Below are 26854 nucleotides of genomic sequence, written 5' to 3' on the forward strand. Positions count from 1 at the left end.
ACACACCGTTCTGGCCCCTAGGATTCCACCTATCACCTCACCGGTCTCATTCGACAGGAACCCCATGAGCGACACTTCCCCCTACGGCTTCGAGCTTGTGCGGCGTGGATACGACCGCGCTCAGGTGGACGAACGTATCTCCAAGCTCGTCTCCGACCGTGACAGCGCTCTCGCCCGCATCACCGCTCTGGAAAAGCGCATCGAGGAGCTCCACCTCGAAACGCAGAACGCCCAGGCCCAGGTAAGCGACGCCGAGCCGTCGTACGCCGGTCTCGGTGCCCGCGTCGAGAAGATCCTGCGGCTCGCCGAGGAAGAGGCCAAGGACCTGCGCGAGGAGGCCCGCCGCGCGGCCGAGCAGCACCGTGAGCTGGCCGAGTCGGCGGCCCAGCAGGTGCGCAACGACGCCGAGGCGTTCGCGGCCGAGCGCAAGGCGAAGGCCGAGGACGAGGGCGTCCGGATCGTCGAGAAGGCCAAGAGCGACGCCTCCCAGCTGCGCGCCGAGGCGCAGAAGGACGCGCAGTCCAAGCGCGAGGAGGCCGACGCGCTGTTCGAGGAGACCCGCGCCAAGGCCGCCCAGGCCGCCGCGGACTTCGAGACGAACCTGGCCAAGCGCCGCGAGCAGTCCGAGCGCGACCTGGCGTCCCGTCAGGCCAAGGCCGAGAAGCGCCTCGCCGAGATCGAGCACCGCGCCGAGCAGCTGCGCCTGGAGGCCGAGAAGCTGCGCACGGACGCCGAGCGCCGCGCCCGCCAGACGGTGGAGACCGCCCAGCGCCAGGCCGAGGACATCGTGGCCGACGCCAATGCCAAGGCCGACCGCATCCGTTCGGAATCCGAGCGCGAGCTGGCCGCCCTCACCAACCGCCGCGACTCCATCAACGCCCAGCTGACGAACGTGCGCGAGATGCTCGCCACGCTCACGGGCGCCGCGGTGGCCGCCGCCGGCACGCCGGCCGAGGACGAGCCGATCTCGCGTGGGGTGCCCGCTCAGCAGTCCCGGTAACCGGCGGGCGTACATCCGCTGAACACCCGCGAAGCCCTCTGCCGCTCCGGTGGCAGAGGGCTTTGTCCCGTTCTAGCGTGGCCGCATGATCGAGCTCGAGGGGCTGACGAAGCGGTACGGCGAGAAGGTGGCGGTCAACAACCTCACGTTCACGGTCAGACCGGGCATCGTCACGGGGTTCCTCGGTCCGAACGGGGCGGGCAAGTCCACGACGATGCGGATGATGCTGGGCCTGGACCGGCCGACGGCCGGGGACGTCCGGCTCGACGGCACGCACTACGACCGGCTCAAGGATCCCCTGAAATACATCGGCGCGCTCCTCGACGCGAAGGCCGTGCACGGCGGGCGCAGCGCCTACAACCATCTGCTGTGCCTGGCGCAGAGCAACGGCATCCCGAAGAGCCGGGTGCACGAGGTGCTGGACACCGTGGGCCTCACCGCGGTCGCCCGCAAGAAGGCCAAGGGGTTCTCGCTGGGCATGGGCCAGCGGCTGGGCATCGCCGGCGCGCTGCTGGGCGATCCGCGGATCCTGATGTTCGACGAGCCGGTCAACGGGCTGGACCCCGAGGGCATCCACTGGATCCGCAATCTGATGAAGTCGCTGGCCGCGCAGGGCCGGACGGTGTTCGTGTCGAGTCATCTGATGAGCGAGATGGCGCTGACCGCCGACCATCTGGTGGTGATCGGGCAGGGCCGGCTGCTCGCCGACACCTCCATGGCGGACTTCATCTCGCAGAACTCGCGGTCGTACGTCAGGATCCGCTCCCCGCAGCGCGAGCGGCTGCTCGACGTGCTGCACGGCGCCGGGATCACGGCCGTGGAGACGGCAGGCGGGGCCTTCGAGGTGGACGGCGAGAAGCCGGAGCGAATCGGTGAGCTGGCCGCGCAGCACCTGGTGGTGCTGCATGAGCTGAGCCCGCAGCAGGCCTCCCTGGAGGAGGCGTTCATGCGGCTGACCGCGGAGTCGGTCGAGTACCACGCACACTCCGACGCGCCCGCGCAGCCGCAGTGGGGCGCCGGCTGGAAGAAGGGCTGACGGGTATGGCGGCCGCCCAGGTCATCCGGTCCGAATGGACGAAGATCCGCTCTGTCGCGTCCACGGTGTGGACTCTTTCGCTCGCCGTGACGGTCACGATCGCGCTCGGCATTCTCATTTCCGCGCTGTCGAAGAACGAGTTCGACCGCTTGGACGCCCGGGACCAGCTCGCCTTCGACCCGACGTTCATCAGTTTCGCGGGCATGAGCCTCGGCCAGCTGGCGATGATCGTGTTCGGGGTGCTCGTGGTCTCCAACGAGTACAGCACCGGCATGATCCGCACCTCGCTGGCCGCGGTCCCGCAGCGCGGCACCTTCCTGTTCGGCAAGCTCGCCGTCGCCACCGGGCTCGCGCTGGTCGTCGGCATGGCCACCAGCTTCGCCACGTTCTTCCTGGGGCAGGCGATGCTCGGCGACCTCAAGGCGTCGATCGGCGACCCGGGCGTGCTGCGGGCGGTGATCGGCGGCGGGCTCTACATGACCCTCATCGCGATGTTCTCGATGGGCGTCGCCGCGATGCTGCGCTCGCCGATGCTGTCGCTGGGCATCCTGATGCCGTTCTTCTTCCTGATCTCCAACATCCTGGGCAACGTCGACGCGACGAAGAAGCTCGGCCGCTTCCTGCCCGACCAGGCCGGCAGCAGGATCATGCAGGTGGTCCCCCCGATCGACGAAGACACCCCGTACGGCCCCTGGGGCGGGCTCGGCATCATGGCGCTGTGGGTGGCGGCCGCCCTGGTCGGCGGTTACGTGCTGCTCAAGCGTAGGGACGCCTAGTAGCGGTCTCTCTTTACTCGCCCTTGGGTGGAACCGTCAGCTCCCCGATATCCTCCTAACCCTTACGGGGGCGTGTGCCCCGCTGTCCTGAACCTTTCGATGGGTGCGGAGCATGATCGAGGCAGTCGGCCTGACCAAGCGCTACGGCGACAAGACCGCTGTGTACAACCTTTCCTTCCAGGTGCGGCCCGGTGCCGTCACCGGCTTCCTGGGCCCCAACGGGTCCGGCAAGTCGACGACGATGCGGATGATCCTCGGCCTGGACAACCCCACCTCGGGCCAGGTGACGATCGGCGGCTTTCCTTACCGCAAGCTGCCGAACGCGCCCCGCCAGGTGGGCGCGCTGCTCGACGCCAAGGCGGTGCACGGCGGCCGCTCGGCCCGCAACCATCTGCTGTCCCTGGCCCAGCTGTCCGGCATCCCGGCCCGCCGGGTGGACGAGGTGCTCGGCGTGGTGGGCCTCCAGGATGTGGCCAAGCGGCGTTCCAAGGGCTTCTCGCTGGGCATGGGCCAGCGGCTCGGCATCGCCGCCGCGCTGCTCGGCGACCCGCAGGTGCTGCTGTTCGACGAGCCGGTCAACGGCCTCGACCCCGAGGGCATCCTCTGGGTCCGCAACCTGATGAAGTCGCTCGCGGCCGAGGGCCGTACCGTCTTCGTCTCCTCCCACCTGATGAGCGAGATGGCGCTGACCGCCGACCACCTCATCGTGATCGGGCGCGGGCAGCTGCTCGCCGACATGAGCGTGCGGGACTTCATCGCCGCGAACTCGGCAGGCTTCGCGCGGGTGCGCACCCCGGACACCGAGCCGCAGTTGCGCGAGAAGCTGTCGGCCGCGCTCACCGAGGCGGGCGGACAGGTGCTGCCCGAACAGGACGGGGCGCTGCGGATCACCGGGCTGCCGCTCCCCCGCATCAGCGACATCGCCCACGAGACGGACGTACGGCTGTGGGAGCTGTCGCCGCACCAGGCCTCCCTGGAGGAGGCGTACATGCGGATGACGCAGGCCGCCGTCGACTACCGCTCGACCGCCGACCAGAAGGCGGGCCTCCAGCAGCCGCTGCCGCCGGGCGCGCAGCCGCCCGTGCCGGTGCCCGGCCAGGGCCAGCCCGGCTGGTACGCCCCGCCGCCGCCCCAGCAGGGCGGGCAGCCGTTCGCGATGCCGCAGGCGCCGGGCCCGTACGGCGTCCAGCCCGGCGCGCCCGCGGCGGCGCCCGGCGCCGGTCAGCCGAACCCGTACGCCCAGCCGGCGCCGCAGGCCGGTACGCCCGGCGCGGCGGCCCCGCAGCCCGGCCAGGCCCCCGCCCCGGCGGCCCCGGCTCAGCCCCCTGCCGCAGCCCCTGCCCCGGCGGCCGAGTCGCCCGCGCCGCAGGACCAGCCCCCGGCGCCCGCGCAGCCCCCGGCCGCGCCCGCCGCTCCGGCGGCCGCGCCGCAGCCCTCCGCCCCCGTCTCCGACCCGACCCAGTCCGAGGACGCCCGATGAGCACGCCCCAGACCCCGATGTCGCCGGCCGCGCCCGGCATGCCGTACCACGGTTACACCTCGCCGATCCCCGTCGTCCGCACCCACCTCGGGCACGCGATCGCCTCGGAGTGGACGAAGATGAGGTCGGTGCGGTCGACGATGTGGACGCTGGGCGTGTTCGTCGCGCTCGTCGTCGGCATCGGCCTGCTGACCGGCACGGTGGTGGGCGGCAACGCCACGGAGGAGGATCTCGGCGGTGAGAGCGCGCTGGCCCTCGGCTTCTTCGGGCTGCTGCTCGGCACCATGTGCGTCATCACGCTCGGCGTGCTGACCACGGCCTCGGAGTACGGCACCGGGATGATCCGTACGACGATGACGGCCTGCCCGTCGCGGGGCCGGGTGCTGACGGCGAAGGCGATCGTCTTCTTCGCGGTCGCCTTCACCGTGACGCTGGTGTCGTCCGGCCTCGTCGCCGTCGCCCAGGTCGGCATGGTGGACGCCCGGGACCCCTCCGGCGGCGAGTGGCTGAAGGCCACGGTCGGCATCTCGCTCTACATCGCGCTGCTCGGCCTGCTGTCGCTGGTCATCGGCTCGATCATCCGGCACTCCGCGGGCGCCATCACCATCATGATCGGCGCGGTGCTCGCCCCGCTGGTGATCGCGCTGTTCATGTTCTCCTCGTCACTGGAGGACGTGCGGACCTTCCTGCTGGAGTACTCGATCCCGAACCAGCTCGGCGTCTTCTACGCCAACTCCCTCAGCGACACCGGCCCTTCGGGCTGGGACCCGCTGTGGATCATGCTGGGCATCACCGCCGTCGCCTTCGCCGGCGCCTACGCGCTGCTGGAGCGGCGGGACGTGTAGGACCGCGGGCGGATCGCTCAGAATCTGGGCGCGTTACGGGACCGCTGCACCCGCGTGGTGCGGCGGTCTCGCGCGTTCCAGCAGGACTTGTGCCAGTGCCGGCGGTCGTCGACGCCCGCGTGCTCGGGCCAGGCGACGACGTGCGGGACGCCGTCGGGGATCAACTGGTCGCAGCCGGGACAGCGATAGGCCTTGCCCTGCGCGCTCGCCCCCGCGACATGGCGCACGTTCCACTCCTCGCCCTGCCAGTCCTCGCTGGACTGCCATCCGCCGTAGCGGCCCGGCCGGTCGTCCTCGGCACTCCGGCCGGAGGAGACGGCATCCTTCGGGCCCTTGGGTCGGTTATGACGCGGGGACACGGAACACCTCACGGGGCTATACAGGAAGCGGGTCGTGTCCAGCCTACGCGCCGTCGTGGGGGGTACGCGGAAGCGGCGAACGTCACAAGTCCCCCTCCGGACCGGCCATTCTGCAGACAATCGGCAAATTCGTCCGCCAGGCCGTGTCCTCGGCACGTGTCAGACGGTTATGCCGGGTGGGGGAGCTCCGTGTCGGGGCCAAGGAAGCAGGAAGAGCGATGCGCGTAGGAAGTTTTGTGTTGGCGGCCCAGTTCCCGGGTCAGGGCCAGGGGGAGGCGCTGCACCGCGCGGTCCGCTCGGCGCAGGTGTCCGAGGAGGCGGGTCTGGACTCGGTCTGGCTGGCCGAGCACCACTTCGTGCCGTACGGCACCTGCCCGTCGGCGATCACCCTGGCCGCCTACCTGCTCGGCCGCACCCACCGCATCCGGGTCGGCACAGCGGTCAGCGTGCTGCCCACCGCCCACCCGGTGACCCTCGGCGAACAGGCCGCGCTGCTCCATGTGACCAGCGGCGGCCGCCTCTCCGTGGGCGTGGGCCGGGGCGGCCCCTGGGTGGACCTGGAGGTGTTCGGGGCGGGCCTGGAGGCGTACGAGAAGGGGTTCCCGGAATCACTCGATCTGCTGGTGCGCTGGCTGCGCGAACCCCGGGTCGCGGCCACCGGGGAGCGGTACAGCTTCCGCGAGGTGCCCGTCGTCCCCCGGCCGTCGGAGTCCCTGACGGAGACCGAGGGTCCGGAGGTGCTGGTCGCCTGCACCTCCCCGGACAGTGTGCGGATGGCAGCCGAACGCGGCCTGCCGATGCTCCTCGGCATGCACATCGGGGACGAGGAAAAGGCCGAGATGGTCTCCCTGTGGCGGAGCTGTGCGCGGGCCGCCGGGCGGCCTGCCGAGCGGATCGCCGACCCGGGCCATGTGTCGGCCGGCGTGTGCCAGATCGCGGACCGGCGGGTCGACGCGGCCGAGACCCTGACCAAGGCGATGCCGGGCTGGCTGAAACAGGGACTCGACGCGCATGTCACCGTGGACGGCCGGGAGCGCCGGATGCGCGACCCGATGGCCTACACCGAACTGCTCTGCGGGCTGCACCCGGTGGGCACGCCGCGGCTGTGCGCCGACCGGCTCGCGGCGACCAGCGAGCGGACCGGGGTCAGCCGTTTCGCCCTGCTGGTCGAGGGCTCGGGAGACCTCGCGGCGACGGAGGAGAACGTACGGCGGCTGGGCGCGGACGTACTGCCTCAGCTGCGCTGACTCCCGGCCCCGGGCGGCCCGGTGGTGCGGGGTGCTTGCCGCCCCGGTACAGACATCGCACCTCCCGTGTACGGGAGCGGCAAGCGTGCGGCTCGCTGCGTCAGCAGTCCCGGAGTTCCGGGGACTGGTTGAGCAGCTGGCTGCGCACCGACGTGAAGCGGGCCAGCGTGTCGTCCACCGAAGCGTCCAGCGGGAACACCGCCACCCGGTGGCAGTTCTGGAAGGCCAGCCGTACACCGAAGTGCCGCTGCAGCGCACCGCGGATGGCGTCACTCGCGAGCGCGCGCAGGAGCTGACCGCGTGCCTGCTCGTCCGGCGGGGGCGTCTGGTTGTCGGCGAACTGGCCGCCGTCCACCTTCAGCTGGGCCACCAGGGAGCTGATCATCTCCCACGCGTAGGGCAGGGAGGTCCGGACGCAGTCGACGAATTCAGCTTCGTCGACCTCGCCTCGCTCGGCCTGTTCGAGTAGGGCCGGTGAGACGTCGAGCGACATGGGTACTCCTCTCGCACCCCCGAACAGCAGGGGTTGCCGGACAGATGTGGGAGCTCGCGATACCGGACACCCTGAGTACACGCGTCGCGACCTCCCGTTTACTACGGTAGGCAACAGGCCGTGACCGCACCAGGAGAATGCGGATACAGGCGGATCCCGGTGAGCACACAATCGGCCACGACCGAACAGGCGCCTTCTGGATAAACAGGACGCGAATCGCGTACGGCCCGGGGTGTCGAGTAGCGTTGCCGACCATGCGTCTCGTCATTGCCCGATGCTCGGTCGACTACGCCGGCCGGCTCACCGCCCATCTCCCCTCGGCACCCCGTCTGATCCTGGTGAAGGCGGACGGCAGTGTCTCCATCCACGCGGACGACCGCGCCTACAAGCCCCTCAACTGGATGTCGCCGCCCTGCACGCTGAAGGAGGGCACCGGCGAGGAGGAGGGCGTCTGGACCGTCGTCAACAAGGCGGGCGAGAAGCTCATCATCACCATGGAGGAAGTCCTCCACGACTCCTCGCACGAGCTGGGCGTCGACCCCGGCCTGATCAAGGACGGCGTGGAAGCGCACCTCCAGGAACTCCTCGCCGACCGCATCGAGACCCTCGGCGAGGGCTACACGCTGATCCGCCGCGAGTACATGACGGCGATCGGCCCGGTCGACATCCTCTGCCGGGACGCCGACGGGCAGACCGTCGCGGTCGAGATCAAGCGGCGCGGCGAGATCGACGGCGTGGAGCAACTGACGCGCTATCTGGAGCTGTTGAACCGCGATCCCCATCTGGCGCCGGTGCGGGGCATCTTCGCCGCACAGGAGATCAAGCCGCAGGCCCGCGTCCTCGCCACGGACCGGGGCATCGGCTGCCAGGTGCTGGACTACGACGCGCTGCGGGGCATCGAGGACGACAAGCTGCGGCTGTTCTGAGGTACGCCCCACAGGGTGCCGTACGACGGTGAGGGCCGGGTCCTGGACGAGGATCCGGCCCTCTCGCGTTCACGGCCTCAGATAACCGACTCGGTGCTGCCGGGCGAGCCGGCGTCGCCGGTCTCCGGGGCGCTCGCCGAGCTGCTGGTCTCGGTCGGGGCGCTGGCGGAGTCCGAGGTGGACGGGGTGTCCGTCGGGCTGTTGGTCGGCGTCTCCGTCGGAGTCTGCGTGGGCGTGTCGGTCGGCGACTCGGTGGGGGTCTCCGTCGGGGGCTTGGGAGACGTCGAGGGCCTGGGAGACGTCGGCGGCTTCGGCGGGGACTGGGACGGCGAGCCGGACGGGTCGTCGTCGTCATCGGGGTCGCGGGTGCCGCTGGGGTCGTCCGAGGGCTCCTCCGGCTCGGTGGCGGAGCCCGTCGGCGTCGGGTCGTCGGACGTGCCGAACGTGCCGTCGGGGCCCGGGTCGGTCGGGCGGCTGGTCGCGCTGCCGGTGCCGCTGTCCTCGCCGCTGTCCGCCTCGTCGGCGCCCAGGCTGCCGTCGCCGCCGTCCTGGCTGGCCGACGGGTTGACGCCGACCCGGTCGGAGGGGCTGTCGGCGTCGTTGCCGGAGGTGGCGCCGAGCGTCACCACCGTGCCGAGCACGGCCACGAGCAGCGCGCCCGCGCCGGCCGCGGCCAGGTTGCGCCGGGCGAGGCCGCGCAGACCGCCCCGGGCGGCCCTGGACGGCGTACCGCCCGGCGTCGAATGGTGGGTGACGAGCGTGGCGGGGACGTCGGCGGGGCGGGCCAGGTGCGGGAACTCCGGGCGGGACGCCGGGACACCGCCGGGCGGGGACGCGGACTCCTCGTGCCGGGCGGCGGGCACCTCGTCGCCGACGGCGGCGCCGAGCACGGGCCCGGCGCTCACCGCGCCGACGCCTGGGGTGTTCCCGGAGCGGTCGTCGACCAGGGCCAGGGCGCGGCGGCCCGCGACGGTGCCGCGCTTGTCGGCGAGGGCGCCGCGCAGGCCGATGGAGGCCTCCAATTCGGCGCGGGCCCGCTCCAGGCGGCCCTCGCACAGGGCGTGGATGCCGAGTTCGTGGTGGAAGTAGGCCTGGTCGGCGACCGCGCCGGCGAGCCGGGATGCCTCCGCTCCGGCCCGCAGGGTGCGCTCCCAGGCGCCCCAGTGCAGCCCGGCGGCGAAGGCGGGCGCCGCGGTGCGGGCCAGCTGGACGGCGGCGCTCTCCTCGTCCTCGGCGGGCGGCGTGGTGACCGGGACGAGGACGGCGAGCGCGGCGAGCAGCGCGTCGGCCTCGGCGCTGACCCGCTCGGGAGTGACCGAGGGGTGCCCGGCCCACCAGGCGTAGTGCCGGGCGGCGGTGTGGGCGTGGTCCTGGAGGTCGTCGGCGTATCCGGCGGCCTCCAGCTGGGTCCGCACTCCGGCGGCGAGCCGGTAGCGGGCGCCGACCGGGGTGACCAGGGCGCAGTCGACCAGTTCGCCGAGGGCGGCGTCCGCATGGGTGTCGCCGACCAGGGCGGGCAGGTGGGCCTGGTGCGGCACCTCGCCGCCGAGGGCGACGGCGAACCGCAGGGTGGCGCGCGCCGACTCGCTCAGCCGGGAGGCGAGCAGGGCGACGGGCGCGGCTCCCTCGGCGAGGGAGGGCAGCGGTGTGTCGTCGCCGAGGGCGGCGGGGACGGGGGCGTCGACGGGCGGCTCCTGGAAGACGCCGAACTCGTCGAAGGCGTCCGCCCCGGCGCGCAGCCGGTCGCGCTGCCTGAGCAGGGCGCCGGCCTGGACGAACCGCAGCGGCAGGCCCTCGGACTCGAACCACAGGTCGCCGGCCCAGTTGGACTCGTCCTCGGTGAGGGGGCGGCCGACGGCGTGTCCGAGCAGCTCCAGGCCGCCGGCCCGGTCGAGGCCTTCGAGGGAGACCTCTTCCAGGGCGGACTCGGCGGACGGCGCGGGCACGTCGGGGGTGGCGCTGATCAGGAAGGCGCACTCGGGGGTGGCGTCCAGCAGCTCGTCGAGGGCGGCGCCGCCGAACTCGATGTCGTCGAGGACGACGACGGCACCGATCTCTCGGACCGCTTCGCGCAGTTCGTCCCGTTCCGGCCGGTGCAAGGGTGCGTTGTGGACGGCGTAGAACAGGTCGTGCAGCAGCTCGTCGGCGGTGCGGTGGAAGCCGCTGAGGCGGATGACGCCGTCGGGGGCCAGGTCCGCGCAGTCCTGGGCGACGATGTCGAGCAGGGCGGTGCGGCCGGAGCCGCCGGGGCCGGTGAGGCGTACCGAGCGACCGCGGGCGAGCAGCCGGACGAGGCGTTCGCGGTCTTCCTGGCGGCCGAGCAGGGGCAGTTCGGGCCGGGCGGGGCCGGGCGGCGCGGGCGGGCGGGCGGCGCGGGCGACCTCGGCGCGTTCGGCCGCGGTCAGCTTCCGCGGCCGTCCGGGCCGCTCGGCCGGCGGGCAGAGTTCGATCTCGCTGCCGTCGACGGGGTTGACGGTGAGCAGGTGGTCGCCGGAGACGAGCTGGACCGTGCGGGCGAGTGCCGGTGTGTGCTGGCCGAAATCCGGTGTGAGCGGGTCCCTGGGCGGACGCTGCCGCGGCGCGTGAGCGTCGCCGTCATGGCCGTGCTCCTCGGGTCCCCGGTTGTTCGGGTCCATAGGTTCAAGCCCCCCAAAAGCGTCGAGTGCGTGCGGCCCCTCCCGGCCGTGTCGCACACCGCGCTGTCGCTTCTGGTCCGGGCCCGCTCAAGGGTGGATCGGACAGCGGGCGACCGAACCCTAAACCTTCGCTCAGTATCTACGACAGCCCGGGGTGCCGCGCCGTCCGAGACGTCACAGTCTCATGAGGATTGCCTGCGACGTGCGCTTCGATACCGGAACGCCCGACTCCGGACGTCCGGGCCGGCGTCACACGCGCGGCAGGGACTCCACGCCGATACCGCCCTCGATCGCCAGGATCCGGTGCAGCCGGGTGGCCACCAGCAGGCGCTGCATCTGCAGTGGTACGCCGCGCAGCACCAGCCGGCGGCCGCAGCGGCCGGCCCGCCGGTGGGCACCCATGATCACCCCGAGCCCGGTGGCGTCCCAGGAGGCCAGTCCGGACAGGTCGAGGACGAGATCGCCGACTCCGTCGTCGACGGCCGAGTGCAGAACCGCACGGGCGTCCGCCGCGGTGCGGACGTCGAGGCGGCCCTCGACGACCACCTCGGCGTGGTCGCCCCTGATGTGCATATGCGCTCCCCGTGCGTGTCGGTGCGTACTCCATGACGGTGGCTAGCAACGTCGGTAGGACGGTGGCTTGCACCGTCTGACTGCTTCCGTGGCGGTGCGGTTGCTGCTTGTAAGCGAACCGATACCGAATTCACCCCGAGGTGTGATGTCTCTGGGGCGAGTGCTGTTTCAGTGCTTGTAGAAGCCCTGCCCGCTCTTGCGGCCGATGTCACCGGCGTCAACCATCCGGCGCATCAGCTCCGGCGGGGCGAACTTCTCGTCCTGGGTCTCGGTGTAGATGTTGCTCGTGGCGTGCAGCAGGATGTCGACGCCCGTCAGGTCGGCGGTGGCGAGCGGGCCCATGGCGTGACCGAAGCCCAGCTTGCAGGCGAGGTCGATGTCCTCGGCGCTGGCGACGCCCGACTCGTAGAGCTTGGTCGCCTCGACGACGAGGGCGGAGATGAGCCGGGTGGTGACGAAGCCGGCCACGTCCCGGTTCACGACGATGCAGGTCTTGCCGACGGACTCGGCGAACTCCCGCGCGGTGGCGAGGGCCTCGTCGCTGGTCTTGTAGCCGCGTACCAGCTCGACGAGCTGCATCATCGGCACCGGCGAGAAGAAGTGCACGCCGACGACGCGCTCGGGGCGCTCGGTGGCGGCCGCGATCTTGGTGATCGGAATGGCCGAGGTGTTGGAGGCGAGCACGGTCTCCGGACGCACGATCTTGTCGAGCGCGCGGAAGATCTCGTGCTTGACCTCCAGCTTCTCGAAGACGGCCTCGACGACGACGTCGGCGTCGCCGGCGGCGTCCAGGTCGGTGGTCGCGGTGATGCGGCCGAGCGCGGCCTCGGCGTCGGCGGCGTCCAGCTTGCCCTTGCTCACGAACTTGTCGTACGACGCCTTGATGCCGTCGGTGCCGCGCTTGAGCGCCTCGTCGGTGACGTCGCGCAGGACGACGTCCCAGCCCGCCTGGGCGGAGACCTGGGCGATACCGGATCCCATGAGACCGGCCCCGATGACGGCGAGCTTCCGTGCCACTGTGCGACTCCCCTGATACGCGCTGTCGTTGTTCCTCTCGGGCGGACACTAGCGCTCGTGAGGGGCTGTGTGACCGGTAAGTAATGCGCGTCACGTCTCACATGACGGACATCACACCGCCAGGGGTCATTCCGCGCCACGTACGGCGTAGTTGAGCACCCTCTCGCTCAACAGCCCCTCCATCTCCTCGAGCAGCACCAGTGCCTCGCGGGAGACCTCGGCGGGCCGGCCGCCCTCCATCATGCGCCGGCCGATGACCGCCATCACCGTCTGGTGGAGCCAGTTGACCTGACCGGCGATCAGGGCCGGCATGGGGTCGCCGGGCTCGGCGCCGGTCTCCTCGGCGAGGGTGCGTTCGAGGTCGTCGACGACTTCCTGGCTGATGGCCCAGAGCCGGGAGCGCAGGGCGGGCGAGTCGTGAATCACCGTCATGAACCGGGCATAGCCGTCCATCAGCCCCATGCGGGGTGATACCGCCTCGACCTCGTCGCGCAGTTCGCGCAGCACCGCCGCGGCGGCCGACTCGCCGTCGCGCCGGCCGCGCACCCAGCGCGAGAGCCGGTCGACGACCTCCCTGGAGCGGTCGAGGAACAGGTCCTCCTTGGCCGGGAAGTAGTTGTAGACCGTGTTGACGGAGACGTTCGAGGCCTCGGCGATCTCCGCGACGGTGACGGCGTCGAAGCCGCGCTCCAGGAACAGGCCCGTGGCGACATCGGAGATGTACTGCCGGGTCTGCCGCTTCTTCCGCTCTCTGAGTCCCTCGGCCATGCCCGCATGCTACCGGCTTCACTGGAGCCGGTGAAAACTTGGGGTCATTGCAAAATTTCAGAGACTCTGTTTTTCTCGTGCCATGGCAATCATCAGTACGGCCGGACTGGCCCGTACCTTCCAGACGAAGCAGGGCCCCGTGGAGGCCGTCCGCGGCATCGACCTCACCGTCCAGCCGGGCGAGATCCTCGGCCTCCTCGGCCCGAACGGGGCGGGCAAGACCACCACCCTGCGGATGCTCACCACACTGCTCAAACCCACCGGCGGAGCCGCCACCGTCGCGGGCTGCGACCTGGCGACCGACCCCGTCGGAGTGCGCCGCGCGTGCGGTTACGTGGCCCAGTCGGGCGGCGTCGACGGACAGATCGGGGTGCGCGAGGAACTGGTCACCCAGGGCCGCATGTACCGCCTGCCGAAGGCCCGGGCCCGCGAGCGCGCCGAGGAGCTGGCGCACGAGCTGGACCTCACCGGCCTCCTCGACCGCAGGACCGCGGAGCTGTCCGGCGGCCAGCGCCGCCGCCTCGACATCGCGATGGCGCTCACCCACCGCCCCCGGGTGCTCTTCCTCGACGAGCCGACGACCGGCCTCGACCCCGCCGCCCGCGCCGACCTGTGGGACCTGGTCCGCCGGCTGCGCGACGAGCACGGCACGACCGTCCTCCTGACCACCCACTACCTCGACGAGGCCGACGCCCTCTCCGACCGCCTGGTCGTCGTCGACCGGGGGACGGTCGCGGCCGAGGGCACCCCGACCGCGCTGAAGCTCCGGTACGGCGGCTCCGTCGACGCGACCCTCCAGGAGACGTTCCTCGCCATCACCGGCCGCGGGACGGTCCCGGCCGACGCCGCCCCCGTCGCCGTATAGGAGCCACCGGATGCTGCTGCACGACACCGCGCTGATCTACGGGCGGTACGCCCGCCAGACCCTGCGCTCCCGCTTCGCGATGCTCTTCGGCGCCTTCATGCCGCTGCTGTATCTGCTGTTCTTCGGTCCGCTGCTCACCGGTCTGCCACTGGGCGGGCAGGGCAGTTCCTGGCAGGTGCTGGTGCCGGGGCTGCTGATGCAACTCGGACTCTTCGGAGCCCTGTTCGCCGGGTTCATGATCCTCGTCGAGAAGGGCGAGGGCGTCGTCGAGCGGATGCGCGTGACCCCCGTCAACCGGCTGGCGCTGCTGCTGGGCCGGGTGCTGCGGGACGCCACCGTGTTCGTCTTCCAGGCGGTGCTGCTGGTGCTGGCCGCGCTGCTGATGGGGCTGCGGGCACCGCTGGCCGGCGTGCTGATCGGCTTCGGCTTCGTCGCCCTGCTGACCGTCTCGCTCGCCTCGCTGTCGTACGCGCTGGCGATGCGGATGCGCGCTCCGCAGGAGTTCGGGCCGCTGATCAACGCCGTCAGCATGCCGTCGATGCTGCTGTCCGGCCTCATGCTGCCGATGAGCCTCGGACCGGCCTGGCTGGACGTCCTCTCCCACTGCGTGCCGTTCCGCTACCTGGTGGACGCCATGCGGGACGCGTACGTCGGCCACTACACGACCGCGGACATGCTCTACGGCACCCTGGTCGCCGTCGGCCTCGCCGTGCTCTCCGTGACGGCGGGCACACGGGTCTTCCGTACCGCCGGGGCCTAGCCGGTCACTACGCTGGCCACATGGTCAATCTGACGCGCATCTACACCAGGACCGGTGACCAGGGCACCACCGCCCTCGGCGACATGAGCCGGGTCGCCAAGACGGACCTGCGGATCTCCGCCTACGCCGACGCCAACGAGGCCAACGCGGTGATCGGCACGGCGATCGCGCTGGGCGGTCTGGACGAGGAGGTCGTCAAGGTCCTCACCCGCGTGCAGAACGACCTGTTCGACGTGGGCGCGGACCTGTCGACGCCGGTCGTGGAGAACCCCGAGTACCCGCCGCTGCGGGTGGAGCAGTTCTACATCGACCGGCTGGAGGAGGACTGCGACCGCTTCAACGAGCTGCTGGAGAAGCTGCGCTCCTTCATCCTGCCCGGCGGCACCCCCGGCGCGGCCCTGCTGCACCAGGCCTGCACGGTCGTCCGCCGGGCGGAGCGGTCCACGTGGGCGGCGATGGAGGTTCACGGCGAGACCATGAACCCCCTGACGGCCACCTACCTCAACCGCCTATCGGACCTGCTCTTCATCCTTGCGCGGATCGCGAACAAGGACGTCGGGGACGTGCTCTGGGTCCCGGGCGGCGAGCGCTGAGTCCGTCTCCCCCGGCGGCGCCTTGCGCGGCCAGACGGTGTACGACAGCGCGATCAGGCCGTAGATGCCGACCACCCGCAGCGCCACCCACTGGAACGAACGCAGCGAACTGACGTCCCCGGAGTCGCCGACGTACCAGACCGCCAGCTGGAGCAGCCCCAGCGCGACCGCGCCGCCGAACACCGCGCGCAGCCACAGTTTCGCCTCGTGCACGGCGCGGCCGCGGCCGTAGCGCGGGGGCTTCGGCGGGGGCGGGGCGCCGGCCAGGCGGTGCGCGGCGTGGCCGTCGAGCCAGCGGATGGTGTAGTGGCCGAACGCCACCGTGTAGCCGATGTACAGCGCCGCGACGCCGTGCTCCCAGCTCGGCTCGGCCCCGTTCTTCAGGTCGATCGCCGTCGCCACGAACAGCACCAGCTCCAGGACCGGCTCGCACAACAGCACGACGACGCTGGTGCGGCGCCACTTCAGCAGATAGCGGACGGCGAGGCCCAGCGCCAGCAGCACCCAGAAGCCGACCTCGCAGGCGATGATCAACGTGACGATCACGACATGCTCCCTTCGGTCACCCTTCCAGGCTCCCGGCGAAAGCGGCGGAGATCGTCGTCGGCGGTGACGAACTCGCGGTACATCGAAAGATGCAGTCGAGGACCGTCCGCGGGGATCAGGCGAGCGCGGCGCGCGCCGTGTTGGATGGGTTCATGGCCGCTCCGCGACTCCCCCGCCCGCACCGCTTCGACGCGTACGTCGCGCTGGCCGGACTGCTCGGCGGGCTGCTGCTGTGGGGCATCGGCCTGGCCACCCGCCCGGCCGGTGAGCCCATCGTGCTCTTCCCGGGGCCCTGGCCGCTGCTGGTCCCGCTGGTGGTGATGGCGGGCTGCGAGCTGATGCGCCGGGCCGCCCCGCGCACCGCCCTGCTGACGGCCACGGCCGCGCTGACCCTGGACACCATGACCCAGGGCAACCTGGCCACCCTGGTGATGTTCACCGACGTGATGTACGCGGCCGTGCTGTACGGCACCCCGGCCTCGGCCCGGCGCATCCCCTGGATCACCGGTCTGATGTCGGTGGCGGCGACAGGGGTGTCGTTCGCGGCGTGGCGCGTCCCCGAGGCGCTGCTGATCGGCGCGGGCGTCGCCATCGTCGCGTTCGCGCCCGCCTCCACCGGCCTGATCGTGCGCAACCACCGCGAGGCCGCCGAGGCCGCGCGGCTGCGTGCCGAGCAGACCGCCCTGCTGGCCGAGATGGACCGGGTGCAGGCGGTCGGGGCCGAGCGGGCGCGGATGGCACGGGAGTTGCACGACCTGGTCGCCAACCACCTCTCGGCGATCGCCATCCACTCCACGGCCGCGCTGTCCCTCGACGACCCGGACACCACCCGCAGGGCCCTCGGCGTCATCCGGGAGAACAGCGTGGAGGGCCTGGCCGAGATGCGCCGCCTCATCGGCATCCTCCGGGACGCGGGCGCCGGCACCGAGCCGTCCGCCGCACCCACCCTCGACGGCCTGGGCACGCTGGTCGACACCGCCCGCGCCAACGGCCTCGACGTCACCCTGCGCGCCGAGTACGACCGCGGCCTGCCCGCGCCGGTGGAACTGGCCGCCTACCGGATCGTCCAGGAGTGCCTGACCAACGCCCTCAAGCACGCCGGGCCCGGCCCCGTCGGCGTGACCCTCGCCCAGCTCGACGGCTCCCTCACCATCGCCGTGACCAGCCCGTACGGCGACCGGGACGCCCCGCGCGCGCCCGGCTCCGGGGCGGGACTGGTCGGGATGCGGGAGCGGGCCACCCTGCTGCACGGCACCCTGGAGGCCGGGCCCGAGGACTCGGCGGACGGCAAGATCTGGGCCGTACGCGCGACACTTCCCACCGTCGAAGGAGACCCCGCATGATCCGCGTCCTCGTCGCCGAGGACCAGTCCGCCGTCCGCGCCGGGCTGGTGCTCATCCTCGGCAGCGCGCCCGACATCGAGGTGGTCGGCGAGGCGGCGGACGGCGAGCAGGCGGTGGCGCTGGCCCGCGAGCTGCGGCCGGACCTGGTGCTGATGGACGTTCAGATGCCCCGGCTCGACGGGGTGTCGGCGACCGGGCAGGTGGTCGCGGAGGGGCTCGCGGACGTGCTGGTGCTGACCACGTTCGACCTCGACGAGTACGTGTTCGGAGCGCTGCGCGCGGGCGCGTCCGGGTTCCTGCTGAAGAACACCGAGGCGAGGGATCTGCTGGCGGCGGTGCGGACGGTGGCGGGCGGGGAGGGACTGATCGCGCCAGCCGTGACGCGGCGGCTCATCGCCGAGTTCGCGGCCGGGCCGGCGCGGGAGCCGAAGGCGGAGCCGGCGGTGCTGGAGCAGTTGACGCGGCGCGAGCGCGAGGTGCTGTCGTGTCTCGGGGAGGGGCTGTCGAACGCGGAGATCGCGGGGCGGCTGGACATGGCGGAGGCGACGGTGAAGACGCACGTCAGCCGGCTGCTGGGGAAGCTCGGGCTGCGCAGCCGGGTGCAAGCGGCCGTGCTGGCACAGGAGTTGGGGATCTGAGGGGGGTCACCCGCGGCGACCTGGGGAGTGGTCCAGACCTATTGACCTATGGTCCAGACCTTTCTATTCTCGCGGCACCGTGGGCGTGAAGGCTCAGTCACGCCCCCAACATCCCCATAAGGAGGCGCGGAATGCGCTTCAGACACAGAGCCGCGGCAGGGTTCGCGACCCTGTTGCTCCCCTTCGCCGGACTGGTCGGACTCGCCAGCCCCGCGCAGGCCGCCACCGAGGCCACCGCCACCTACGTCAAGTCCCAGGACTGGGGCAACGGCTTCGAGGGCAAGTGGACCGTCAAGAACACCGGCACCACGGCCATCAGCTCCTGGACGGTCGAGTGGGACTTCCCCTCCGGAACGTCCGTCACCTCCGGCTGGGACGCCGACATCACCTCCTCCGGCAACCACTGGACCGCCAAGAACAAGTCCTGGAACGGCTCACTCGCCCCCGGCGCCTCGGTCACCTTCGGCTTCAACGGCACCGGCACCGGCGCTCCCGCCAACTGCAAGCTCAACGGCGGCAGTTGTGACGGCGGCCCGACCGTCCCCGGCGACAACCCGCCGAGCGCCCCCGGCACCCCGACCGCCTCCGGCATCACCGACACCTCGGTGAAGCTCAGCTGGAGCGCGGCCACCGACGACAAGGGCGTCAAGAACTACGACGTCCTGCGCGGCGGCGCCAAGGTCGCCACCGTCGCCGGAACGAGCTACACGGACACCGGCCTGACCAAGGGCACCGACTACTCGTACACCGTCCAGGCCCGGGACACCGCCGACCAGACCGGCCCGGTCAGCGGCGCGGTCGCGGTCCGCACCACCGGCGACGACGGCGGCCCCGGCCCGCAGCCCGGTGCCAAGGTGAACCTCGGCTACTTCACCAACTGGGGCGTCTACGGGCGCAACTACCACGTGAAGAACCTGGTCACCTCCGGCTCCGCGGAGAAGATCACGCACATCAACTACGCCTTCGGCAACGTCCAGGGCGGCAAGTGCACCATCGGTGACGCCTACGCCGACTACGACAAGGCCTACACCGCCGACCAGTCCGTCGACGGCGTCGCCGACACCTGGGACCAGCCGCTGCGCGGCAACTTCAACCAGCTGCGCAAGCTGAAGGCCAAGTACCCGCACATCAAGGTGCTGTGGTCGTTCGGCGGCTGGACCTGGTCCGGCGGCTTCCCCGACGCCGTGAAGAACCCGGCCGCCTTCGCCAAGTCCTGCCACGACCTGGTCGAGGACCCGCGCTGGGCCGACGTCTTCGACGGCATCGACCTGGACTGGGAGTACCCGAACGCCTGCGGCCTCAGCTGCGACACCACCAGCGCCAAGAACGCCTTCAGCAGCATGATGAAGGCCATGCGCGCCGAGTTCGGCAACGACGCCCTGGTCACCGCGGCCGTCACCGCCGACGCCAGCGCCGGCGGCAAGATCGAGGCCGCCGACTACGGCACCGCCGCCCAGTACATCGACTGGTACAACGTGATGACGTACGACTTCTTCGGCGCCTGGGCGAAGAACGGGCCCACCGCCCCGCACTCGCCGCTGACCTCGTACTCCGGCATCCCGCAGCAGGGCTTCAACTCCGCGGAGGCCATCGCCAAGTTCAAGGCCACCGGCGTGCCCGCGACCAAGCTGCTGCTGGGCATCGGCTTCTACGGGCGCGGCTGGACCGGCGTCACCCAGTCCACCCCGGGCGGCACCGCGACCGGCCCGGCGGCCGGCACCTACGAGGCCGGCATCGAGGACTACAAGGTCCTGAAGAACAGCTGCCCGGCCACCGGCACCATCGCCGGCACCGCGTACGCGCACTGCGGCACCAACTGGTGGTCGTACGACACCCCGGCGACCATCGGCAGCAAGATGACCTGGGCCAAGAACCAGGGCCTGGGCGGTGCCTTCTTCTGGGAGTTCAGCGGCGACACCGGCAACGGTGAGCTGGTGAACGCCATGGCCAACGGCCTGAAGTAAACCCGGGGAAATCCCCCAGGCGACATTGACGCTCCCCCAGACTTCGTCCGGGGACACCCCCACCCAGCGGGTGAACGAGGCTACGCCACGTTCACCCGCTGTCCGGGCGGGGCTGCCTCAAGCCACGCGAGGAAACCGGTCAGCGCGTCTTCGCTCATGGCGAGCTCCAGCCGCGTGCCCCGGTGCAGACAGGCGAGGATCACCGCGTCGGAGAGCAGCGCCAGCTCCTCCTCGCCCTCGGGCAGACGCCGGCCGGCCACCTCGATCGCCGAGCGCTCCAGGACCCGGCGCGGGCGCGGGGCGTAGGAGAAGACCCGGAACCACTCGACGCGGTCGCCGTTGTAACGGGCCACTCCGTAGGCCCAGCCCTTGCCGCTGGTGTCGTCCTGCTCCGGGGCGTCCCAACGCAGGGAACAGTCGAAGGTGCCGCCGGAACGCTGGATGAGTCTGCGGCGCAGACCGAAGACGAACAGCCCCAGCACCACGAGGGCGACGACGATTCCGCACACAGTCAGAGCGAGGACCATCGACACCGACCTCCTCGTCTCCTAGGTAACGGAACGGAAAAAACCTCTATATCTGCCTCAGCCGCGGCCGGCTCCGGATTGCTCCGGTGCCGACCGCGGCTGAGTGACGTCAGTACTCGGCGCTCCCCCAGAGCCTAATCGGCCCGGGAGGGACCCTCGGGGTCAGCGCGCCGCCGCCGCACGCAGTCGGACGTCCGCGCGGCGCTCGGCGGTGGCGTCGCCCTCCGCCTTCGCGCGCTCGAGCTCCCGCTCCGCGCGCTGGACGTCGATCTCGTCCGACAGCTCGGCGATCTCGGCCAGCAGCGACAGCTTGTTGTCCGCGAACGAGACGAAACCGCCGTGCACCGCGGCGACGACCGTTCCACCATCACTCGTACGGATGGTCACCGGGCCCGACTCCAGCACACCGAGCAGCGGCTGGTGACCGGGCATGACGCCGATGTCGCCGGACGTGGTGCGCGCGACGACCAGGGTGGCCTCGCCGGACCAGACCTCTCGGTCGGCCGCGACCAGCGCGACGTGCAGCTCAGCAGCCAAGGTTGGCTCCTCGGGTCACCACCCGGCGGTTCTGCCGGGTGTTGGTTACAAGTCTAGTAGGCGTGCCGGAGGGGGCGGGACGGACCCGCCCCCTCCGGCCAGAGCACGAGGCTCAGGAGACGCCCAGCTCCTTGGCGTTGTTCTTCAGGTCCTCGAGACCACCGCACATGAAGAACGCCTGCTCCGGGAAGTGGTCGAACTCACCGTCGCAGATCGCGTTGAACGCGACGATCGACTCGTCCAGCGGCACGTCCGAACCGTCCACGCCGGTGAACTGCTTGGCGACGTGGGTGTTCTGGGACAGGAAGCGCTCCACGCGACGGGCACGGTGGACGACGAGCTTGTCCTCCTCGCCCAGCTCGTCGATACCGAGGATCGCGATGATGTCCTGGAGGTCCTTGTACTTCTGCAGGATGTTCTTCACGCGCATGGCCGCGTTGTAGTGGTCCTGCGCGATGTACCGCGGGTCCAGGATGCGGGACGTCGAGTCCAGCGGGTCCACGGCCGGGTAGATGCCCTTCTCGGAGATCGGACGGGAGAGAACCGTCGTCGCGTCGAGGTGGGCGAAGGTGGTGGCCGGGGCCGGGTCGGTCAGGTCGTCCGCGGGGACGTAGATCGCCTGCATCGAGGTGATCGAGTGACCACGGGTCGAGGTGATGCGCTCCTGGAGGAGACCCATCTCGTCGGCCAGGTTCGGCTGGTAACCCACCGCGGAGGGCATACGGCCGAGCAGGGTCGAAACCTCGGAACCGGCCTGGGTGAAGCGGAAGATGTTGTCGATGAAGAACAGCACGTCCTGCTTCTGCACATCGCGGAAGTACTCCGCCATGGTCAGACCGGCCAGGGCCACGCGCAGACGGGTGCCCGGGGGCTCGTCCATCTGGCCGAAGACCAGCGCGGTCTTGTCGATGACGCCCGAGTCGCTCATCTCGTCGATGAGGTCGTTGCCCTCACGGGTGCGCTCACCGACACCGGCGAACACCGACACACCGTCGTGGTTGTTGGCGACGCGGTAGATCATCTCCTGGATGAGCACCGTCTTGCCGACGCCGGCACCACCGAACAGACCGATCTTTCCACCCTTGACGTACGGGGTGAGAAGGTCGATGACCTTGACGCCGGTCTCGAACATCTCGGTCTTCGACTCGAGCTCGTCGAAGTTCGGGGCCTTGCGGTGGATGGACCAGCGCTCGCCCGAGTACTGCTCGTCGACGTTCAGGACCTCACCCAGGGTGTTGAACACCTTGCCCTTGGTGAAGTCGCCGACCGGGACGGTGATGCCGTCGCCGGTGTCGGTGACCGGGGCCTGGCGGACCAGACCGTCGGTCGGCTGCATGGAGATGGTGCGGACCAGGCCGTCACCCAGGTGCTGGGCGACCTCCAGGGTCAGCGTCTTCTTCTCGCCGGCGTTGGCCGGGTCGGCCACCTCGACGTGAAGGGCGTTGTAGATGTCCGGCATCGCGTCGACGGGGAACTCCACGTCGACGACCGGGCCGATGACCCGCGCGACGCGGCCCGTCGCCGTGGCCGTCTGAGCAGTGGTGGTCATTACTTGTCACTCCCCGCGGTCGCGTCGGCCAGGGCGCTCGCGCCACCGACGATCTCGCTGATTTCCTGGGTGATTTCGGCCTGGCGGGCCGCGTTGGCAAGACGGGAGAGCGTGTTGATCAGCTCGCCCGCGTTGTCGGTGGCCGACTTCATCGCGCGCCGCGTGGCGGCGTGCTTCGAAGCGGCCGACTGGAGCAGCGCGTTGTAGATCCGGCTCTCGACGTACCGCGGCAGCAGCGCGTCGAGGACGTCCTCGGCCGACGGCTCGAAGTCGTACAGCGGGAGGATCTCGCCCTTGGTGGCGGTCTCCTGCGCGACCTCGTCGAGGCTGAGCGGCAGCATGCGCGCGTCGAGCGCGGTCTGCGTCATCATCGACACGAACTCGGTGTAGACGATGTGGAGCTCGTCCACGCCGCCGTCCGCCGTGTCCTTCTCGATGGCCTCGATCAGCGGCGCCGCGATCTTCTTGGCGTCCGCGTACGACGGCTCGTCGGTGAATCCGGTCCACGACTCCGCGATGGTGCGCTCACGGAAGTTGTAGTGGGCGACACCGCGCCGGCCGACGATGTACACGTCGACCTGCTTGCCCTCGCCTTCCAGCCGTGCGGTCAGCTGTTCCGCCGCCTTGATGGCGTTGGAGTTGAACGCGCCGGCCAGACCACGGTCGCTGGTCAGCAGCAGCACCGCGGACCGGGTGACCGTCTCGGCGGCCGTGGTCAGCGGGTGCCTGGTGTTCGAGCCGGTGCCGACCGCGGTGACCGCGCGCGTCAGTTCCTGCGCGTACGGCGTGGAGGCCGCCACCTTGCGCTGCGCCTTGACGACGCGCGAGGCGGCGATCATCTCCATCGCCTTCGTGATCTTCTTGGTCGCGGTGACGGATCGGATGCGACGCTTGTAGACCCGGAGCTGGGCTCCCATGAGTCAGGTCCCTTCCTTACGTCACTTGGAGGCGCTGGTCGCCTTCGGGGCGGCCGGAGCTTCCTCGCCGAGCAGCTTGCCGTCCGAGGTCTCGAACTGCTTCTTGAAGGCCGCGACGGCGTCGGAGATCGCCTGGATCGTGTCGTCGGACATCTTGGCGCCCTCCTTGATGGAGGTCATCAGGCCCTGCTCCTGGCGGTGCAGGTAGTCGATGAGCTCCTTCTCGAAGCGGCGGATGTCGGCGACCGGGACGTCGTCCATACGACCGGTGGTGCCGGCCCAGATCGAGACGACCTGGTCCTCGGTGGCCATCGGCTCGTACTGGTTCTGCTTCAGCAGCTCGACCATGCGCTGACCGCGCTCCAGCTGCGCCTTGGACGCGGCGTCCAGGTCGGAACCGAAGGCGGCGAACGCCTCCAGCTCACGGAACTGGGCGAGGTCCACGCGCAGACGGCCGGAGACCTGACGCATCGCCTTGTGCTGCGCGGAACCACCGACTCGGGAGACGGAGATACCGACGTTCAGCGCGGGGCGCTGACCGGCGTTGAACAGGTCCGACTCCAGGAAGCACTGGCCGTCGGTGATGGAGATGACGTTGGTCGGGATGAACGCCGAGACGTCGTTCGCCTTGGTCTCGACGATCGGCAGACCGGTCATCGAGCCGGCACCCATGTCGTCGGAGAGCTTCGCGCAGCGCTCCAGCAGGCGGGAGTGCAGGTAGAAGACGTCACCCGGGTAGGCCTCACGGCCCGGCGGGCGGCGCAGCAGCAGCGACACGGCGCGGTAGGCGTCGGCCTGCTTCGACAGGTCGTCGAAGATGATCAGGACGTGCTTGCCCTCGTACATCCACTGCTGGCCGATGGCCGAGCCGGTGTAGGGGGCGAGGTACTTGAAGCCGGCCGGGTCGGACGCCGGGGCGGCGACGATGGTCGTGTACTCCAGCGCACCGTTCTCCTCCAGCGCGCGGCGGACCGACGCGATGGTGGAGCCCTTCTGGCCGATGGCGACGTAGATGCAGCGGACCTGCTTCTTCGGGTCGCCGGAGCGCCAGTTGTCACGCTGGTTGATGATCGTGTCGACGGCCAGGGCGGTCTTGCCGGTCTGACGGTCACCGATGATCAGCTGACGCTGACCACGGCCGATCGGGGTCATGGCGTCGACGGCCTTGTAGCCGGTCTCCATCGGCTCGTGCACCGACTTGCGCTGCATGACCGTGGGGGCCTGCAGCTCGAGGGCGCGGCGGCCGGACGTCTCGATCTCGCCGAGGCCGTCGATCGGGTTGCCGAGCGGGTCGACGACGCGGCCGAGGTAGCCCTCGCCCACCGCGACGGAGAGGACCTCACCGGTGCGGGTGACCGGCTGACCCTCCTCGATGCCGCTGAACTCACCGAGGACGATGGCACCGATCTCGCGCTCCTCGAGGTTGAGGGCGAGGCCGAGGGTGCCGTCCTCGAACTTCAGCAGTTCGTTGGCCATGGCCGAGGGCAGACCCTCGACCTTCGCGATGCCGTCGCCGGCAAGGGTGACCGTACCGACCTCCTCGCGCGAGGCCGCGTCCGGCTTGTACGACTGGACGAAGTTCTCCAGCGCGTCCCGGATCTCCTCCGGCCGGATCGTGAGCTCCGCCATCTGGGTTCCCTGCTCTCCTTGTTGGGCCCGAAGTTTCACTTTGGGGGTCTGGGGGCGACCCCCAGGAATCCTCTGCACGGCCCAACCAGGGCCGTAAGTACGTACTGCGTGTTCAGTTGCCGCGGCCGTCGCGTCGCGTCAGCCGGCGAGCCGGCGCTCCGCGTCGCCGATGCGGTCCGCGACGGAGCCGTTGATGACCTCGTCGCCGACCTGCACCCGGATCCCGCCGAGGACCTCGGGGTCCACGTCGAGGTTGAGGTGCATCTTGCGGCCGTAGAGCTTCGCGAGGGCGGCGCCCAGGCGCTGCTTCTGCGGGTCGCTCAGCGGCACCGCCGAGGTGACGACGGCGACCATGCGGTCCCGGCGGTCGGCGGCGAGCTTGGACAGGGACTCCAGTCCCGCTTCCAGGCTACGTCCCCGCGGCGCGGTCACAAGGCGCGTCACCAGACGCACGGTGGTGGCGTCGGCACGGCCGCCGAGCAGGCTGCGCAGCAGCTCGCCCTTGGCCGAGACGGTGGCCTTGCGGTCGGTCAGCGCGGCGCGCAGCTCGGTGTTCGAGGAGACGATCCGGGCGAACCGGAACAGCTCGTCCTCGACGTTGTCGAGCGTGCCCGCCTTCTGAGCGGCGGTGAGGTCGGCGGTGTCCGCCAGCTCCTCCAGGGCGTCCACCAGGTCGCGGGACTGCGACCAGCGGGAGCGCACCATGCCGGACAGCAGGTCCGCGGTCTCGCCGCCGACCTGGCCGCCGAGCAGCCGCTGGACCAGATCGGCCTTGGCCTCACCGGCCTGCGCCGGGTCGGTGAAGACCCGACGCAGCGACACCTCGCGGTCGAGCAGCGCGGTGACGGCGGCCAGCTCGTCGGCGAGCCGCGCCGCGTCGACGGACGTGGCGTCCGTCAGCGCGTCGAGACGCTCTCGGGTGGCTGCCAGGGCCTCGCGGCTCGCTCCGTTCATCGCCCGGCCTCGGCCTTCTCCTCGAGCTCGTCGAGGAACCGGTCGATGACACGGCTCTGGCGGGCGTGGTCCTCGAGGGACTCGCCGACGAGCTTGCCGGCCAGCTCGGTGGCCAGCTTGCCGACGTCCTGGCGCAGCGCGGACGCGGCGGCCTTGCGGTCGGCCTCGATCTGGGCGTGACCGGCGGCGACGATCTCCTCGCGCTGCCGCTGGCCCTCGGCCCGCATCTCGGCGATGAGCGTGGCACCCTGCTCCTGCGCCTCCTGGCGCAGGCGCGCGGCCTCGTGCCGGGCCTCGGCGAGCTGGGCCTTGTACTGCTCGAGGACGCTCTGGGCCTCGGTCTGCGCGGCCTCGGCCTTCTCGATACCGCCCTCGATGGCCTCGCGGCGCTCTTCCAGAACCTTGTTGATGTTCGGGAGGAGCTTCTTGGCGAGGAAGCCGAAGACGATGACGAAGGCGAGCAGGCCGATGACAAGCTCAGGGATCGGCGGGACGAGGGGGTTCTCTCCCTCGCTCGCCGCGATGAGCAGCTGGCTCATGTGAGTGCCTTTCGTCTAGTCGGCTGGACTGGTGTCGCTGATCAGTAGCCGTAGACGAACGGCATGACCAGACCGATCAGGGCCAGCGCCTCACAGAAGGCGAAGCCGAGGATCTGGTTGGCGCGGATCAGGCCGGCCGCCTCGGGCTGGCGGGCGAGAGCCTGGGTGCCGTTACCGAAGATGATGCCGACGCCGACGCCCGGGCCGATCGCGGCGAGGCCGTAACCGATGGAGCCGAGGGAGCCTTCGACAGCAGCAAGGGTCTGGGACATGCCAGTTCTTCCTTTTCTTTACGGACCGGTGGGGGTTGGCCACCGGACGAATTGGGGGGTCGGGA

The 26854-nt window shown here is 70.8% G+C and carries 28 protein-coding genes; 13 read left to right on the plus strand and 15 right to left on the minus strand.

What is annotated here, in order from left to right; translation table 11 throughout:
- Positions 1-64: 64 nt before the first annotated feature.
- From ACSU6L_RS11965 to ACSU6L_RS11985, 5 genes are all read left to right on the plus strand, one after another.
- Positions 65-1000, plus strand: a complete 936-nt coding sequence (locus ACSU6L_RS11965; RefSeq protein WP_073940975.1) for a cellulose-binding protein — start codon at positions 65-67, stop codon at positions 998-1000.
- Positions 1001-1085: 85 nt separating this feature from the next.
- Complete coding sequence (locus ACSU6L_RS11970) at positions 1086-2036, plus strand: ABC transporter ATP-binding protein (protein WP_437056212.1); 951 nt, start codon at positions 1086-1088, stop codon at positions 2034-2036.
- Between the two features lie 5 nt (positions 2037-2041).
- On the plus strand, positions 2042-2812 hold the full coding sequence (locus ACSU6L_RS11975; RefSeq protein WP_437056214.1) for an ABC transporter permease: 771 nt from the start codon (positions 2042-2044) through the stop codon (positions 2810-2812).
- Between the two features lie 112 nt (positions 2813-2924).
- Complete coding sequence (locus ACSU6L_RS11980) at positions 2925-4292, plus strand: ABC transporter ATP-binding protein (protein ID WP_437056216.1); 1368 nt, start codon at positions 2925-2927, stop codon at positions 4290-4292.
- Entirely contained in the window at positions 4289-5137 is an 849-nt protein-coding gene (locus ACSU6L_RS11985; RefSeq protein WP_437056218.1) for an ABC transporter permease, read from the plus strand. The genes ACSU6L_RS11980 and ACSU6L_RS11985 overlap by 4 nt, the downstream gene beginning before the upstream one ends.
- A gap of 17 nt (positions 5138-5154) precedes the next feature.
- Here ACSU6L_RS11985 and ACSU6L_RS11990 read toward each other — a convergent pair whose 3' ends face one another.
- Positions 5155-5496 carry an ATP/GTP-binding protein gene (locus ACSU6L_RS11990; RefSeq protein WP_437056220.1) on the minus strand — a complete coding sequence of 114 codons (342 nt, stop codon included), beginning with the start codon at positions 5494-5496 and terminating at the stop codon, positions 5155-5157.
- Between the two features lie 218 nt (positions 5497-5714).
- On the opposite strand from ACSU6L_RS11990, the gene ACSU6L_RS11995 reads away from it, so the two are divergent.
- A complete protein-coding gene (locus ACSU6L_RS11995) occupies positions 5715-6743 on the plus strand; it encodes an LLM class flavin-dependent oxidoreductase (protein ID WP_437056222.1) in 1029 nt (342 codons plus the stop codon).
- A 100-nt stretch (positions 6744-6843) separates the two neighbouring features.
- Here the strand turns inward: ACSU6L_RS11995 and ACSU6L_RS12000 are convergent, their stop codons facing one another.
- Positions 6844-7236, minus strand: a complete 393-nt coding sequence (locus ACSU6L_RS12000; RefSeq protein ID WP_073940968.1) for an SCO5389 family protein — start codon at positions 7234-7236, stop codon at positions 6844-6846.
- 254 nt (positions 7237-7490) lie between these two features.
- On the opposite strand from ACSU6L_RS12000, the gene nucS reads away from it, so the two are divergent.
- Positions 7491-8162, plus strand: a complete 672-nt coding sequence (gene nucS, locus ACSU6L_RS12005) for an endonuclease NucS (RefSeq protein ID WP_073940967.1) — start codon at positions 7491-7493, stop codon at positions 8160-8162.
- Between the two features lie 77 nt (positions 8163-8239).
- Here the strand turns inward: nucS and ACSU6L_RS12010 are convergent, their stop codons facing one another.
- The 4 genes from ACSU6L_RS12010 to ACSU6L_RS12025 form a co-directional block, all read right to left on the minus strand.
- Positions 8240-10798 carry an ATP-binding protein gene (locus tag ACSU6L_RS12010; protein WP_437056224.1) on the minus strand — a complete coding sequence of 853 codons (2559 nt, stop codon included), beginning with the start codon at positions 10796-10798 and terminating at the stop codon, positions 8240-8242.
- A 249-nt stretch (positions 10799-11047) separates the two neighbouring features.
- Positions 11048-11371 (minus strand): STAS domain-containing protein, encoded by a 324-nt coding sequence (locus ACSU6L_RS12015; protein ID WP_437056226.1) that lies wholly within the window; start codon positions 11369-11371, stop codon positions 11048-11050.
- Between the two features lie 168 nt (positions 11372-11539).
- Positions 11540-12388 (minus strand): 3-hydroxyacyl-CoA dehydrogenase family protein, encoded by an 849-nt coding sequence (locus ACSU6L_RS12020; RefSeq protein WP_073940964.1) that lies wholly within the window; start codon positions 12386-12388, stop codon positions 11540-11542.
- Positions 12389-12514: 126 nt separating this feature from the next.
- Entirely contained in the window at positions 12515-13156 is a 642-nt protein-coding gene (locus ACSU6L_RS12025) for a TetR/AcrR family transcriptional regulator (protein ID WP_437056228.1), read from the minus strand.
- Positions 13157-13238: 82 nt separating this feature from the next.
- Here ACSU6L_RS12025 and ACSU6L_RS12030 point away from each other — a divergent pair, with 82 nt between their 5' ends.
- From ACSU6L_RS12030 to ACSU6L_RS12040, 3 genes are read left to right on the plus strand one after another with little or no spacing between them, the layout of a single operon-like run.
- Positions 13239-14021, plus strand: a complete 783-nt coding sequence (locus tag ACSU6L_RS12030) for an ABC transporter ATP-binding protein (RefSeq protein WP_437056230.1) — start codon at positions 13239-13241, stop codon at positions 14019-14021.
- A gap of 10 nt (positions 14022-14031) precedes the next feature.
- Entirely contained in the window at positions 14032-14781 is a 750-nt protein-coding gene (locus ACSU6L_RS12035) for an ABC transporter permease (protein WP_437056232.1), read from the plus strand.
- 20 nt (positions 14782-14801) lie between these two features.
- Positions 14802-15374, plus strand: a complete 573-nt coding sequence (locus tag ACSU6L_RS12040) for a cob(I)yrinic acid a,c-diamide adenosyltransferase (protein WP_073940960.1) — start codon at positions 14802-14804, stop codon at positions 15372-15374.
- On the opposite strand, the gene ACSU6L_RS12045 is transcribed toward ACSU6L_RS12040, so the two are convergent.
- Positions 15291-15920: a hypothetical protein gene (locus ACSU6L_RS12045; protein WP_437056234.1), complete on the minus strand. Its 630-nt coding sequence runs from the start codon at positions 15918-15920 to the stop codon at positions 15291-15293. The genes ACSU6L_RS12040 and ACSU6L_RS12045 overlap by 84 nt on opposite strands.
- Before the next feature lie 152 nt (positions 15921-16072).
- Between ACSU6L_RS12045 and ACSU6L_RS12050 the strand changes: the two genes are divergently transcribed.
- The 3 genes from ACSU6L_RS12050 (at position 16073) to ACSU6L_RS12060 (ending at position 19865) form a co-directional block, all read left to right on the plus strand.
- Positions 16073-17263: a sensor histidine kinase gene (locus ACSU6L_RS12050; RefSeq protein WP_437056236.1), complete on the plus strand. Its 1191-nt coding sequence runs from the start codon at positions 16073-16075 to the stop codon at positions 17261-17263.
- On the plus strand, positions 17260-17901 hold the full coding sequence (locus tag ACSU6L_RS12055; RefSeq protein ID WP_437056238.1) for a response regulator: 642 nt from the start codon (positions 17260-17262) through the stop codon (positions 17899-17901). Before ACSU6L_RS12050 ends, ACSU6L_RS12055 begins: the two co-directional genes overlap by 4 nt.
- A gap of 131 nt (positions 17902-18032) precedes the next feature.
- Complete coding sequence (locus ACSU6L_RS12060; protein ID WP_437056240.1) at positions 18033-19865, plus strand: glycosyl hydrolase family 18 protein; 1833 nt, start codon at positions 18033-18035, stop codon at positions 19863-19865.
- Between the two features lie 80 nt (positions 19866-19945).
- On the opposite strand, the gene ACSU6L_RS12065 is transcribed toward ACSU6L_RS12060, so the two are convergent.
- From ACSU6L_RS12065 to atpE, 8 genes are all read right to left on the minus strand, one after another.
- Positions 19946-20392 carry a DUF2550 domain-containing protein gene (locus ACSU6L_RS12065; RefSeq protein WP_437056242.1) on the minus strand — a complete coding sequence of 149 codons (447 nt, stop codon included), beginning with the start codon at positions 20390-20392 and terminating at the stop codon, positions 19946-19948.
- A 162-nt stretch (positions 20393-20554) separates the two neighbouring features.
- Positions 20555-20929, minus strand: a complete 375-nt coding sequence (locus ACSU6L_RS12070) for a F0F1 ATP synthase subunit epsilon (protein ID WP_073940954.1) — start codon at positions 20927-20929, stop codon at positions 20555-20557.
- 112 nt (positions 20930-21041) lie between these two features.
- The gene (gene atpD / locus ACSU6L_RS12075) at positions 21042-22478 is read right to left on the minus strand and encodes a F0F1 ATP synthase subunit beta (RefSeq protein ID WP_437056244.1); all 1437 of its coding nucleotides are present in this window, start codon (positions 22476-22478) and stop codon (positions 21042-21044) included.
- Positions 22478-23395: a F0F1 ATP synthase subunit gamma gene (locus ACSU6L_RS12080; RefSeq protein WP_437056246.1), complete on the minus strand. Its 918-nt coding sequence runs from the start codon at positions 23393-23395 to the stop codon at positions 22478-22480. Before ACSU6L_RS12080 ends, atpD begins: the two co-directional genes overlap by 1 nt.
- Positions 23396-23416: 21 nt before the next feature.
- Positions 23417-25024, minus strand: coding sequence for a F0F1 ATP synthase subunit alpha (gene atpA, locus ACSU6L_RS12085; RefSeq protein ID WP_437056248.1), 1608 nt, complete (start codon positions 25022-25024; stop codon positions 23417-23419).
- A 138-nt stretch (positions 25025-25162) separates the two neighbouring features.
- Complete coding sequence (locus ACSU6L_RS12090) at positions 25163-25978, minus strand: F0F1 ATP synthase subunit delta (RefSeq protein ID WP_437056249.1); 816 nt, start codon at positions 25976-25978, stop codon at positions 25163-25165.
- On the minus strand, positions 25975-26517 hold the full coding sequence (locus ACSU6L_RS12095; RefSeq protein ID WP_073940949.1) for a F0F1 ATP synthase subunit B: 543 nt from the start codon (positions 26515-26517) through the stop codon (positions 25975-25977). The genes ACSU6L_RS12090 and ACSU6L_RS12095 overlap by 4 nt, the downstream gene beginning before the upstream one ends.
- A gap of 41 nt (positions 26518-26558) precedes the next feature.
- Positions 26559-26789, minus strand: coding sequence for an ATP synthase F0 subunit C (gene atpE, locus ACSU6L_RS12100; RefSeq protein ID WP_009321656.1), 231 nt, complete (start codon positions 26787-26789; stop codon positions 26559-26561).
- Positions 26790-26854 lie beyond the last annotated feature (65 nt).

Origin of the sequence: Streptomyces sp. enrichment culture (assembly GCF_964272855.1) — a bacterium.
Classification (GTDB): Bacteria; Actinomycetota; Actinomycetes; order Streptomycetales; family Streptomycetaceae; genus Streptomyces.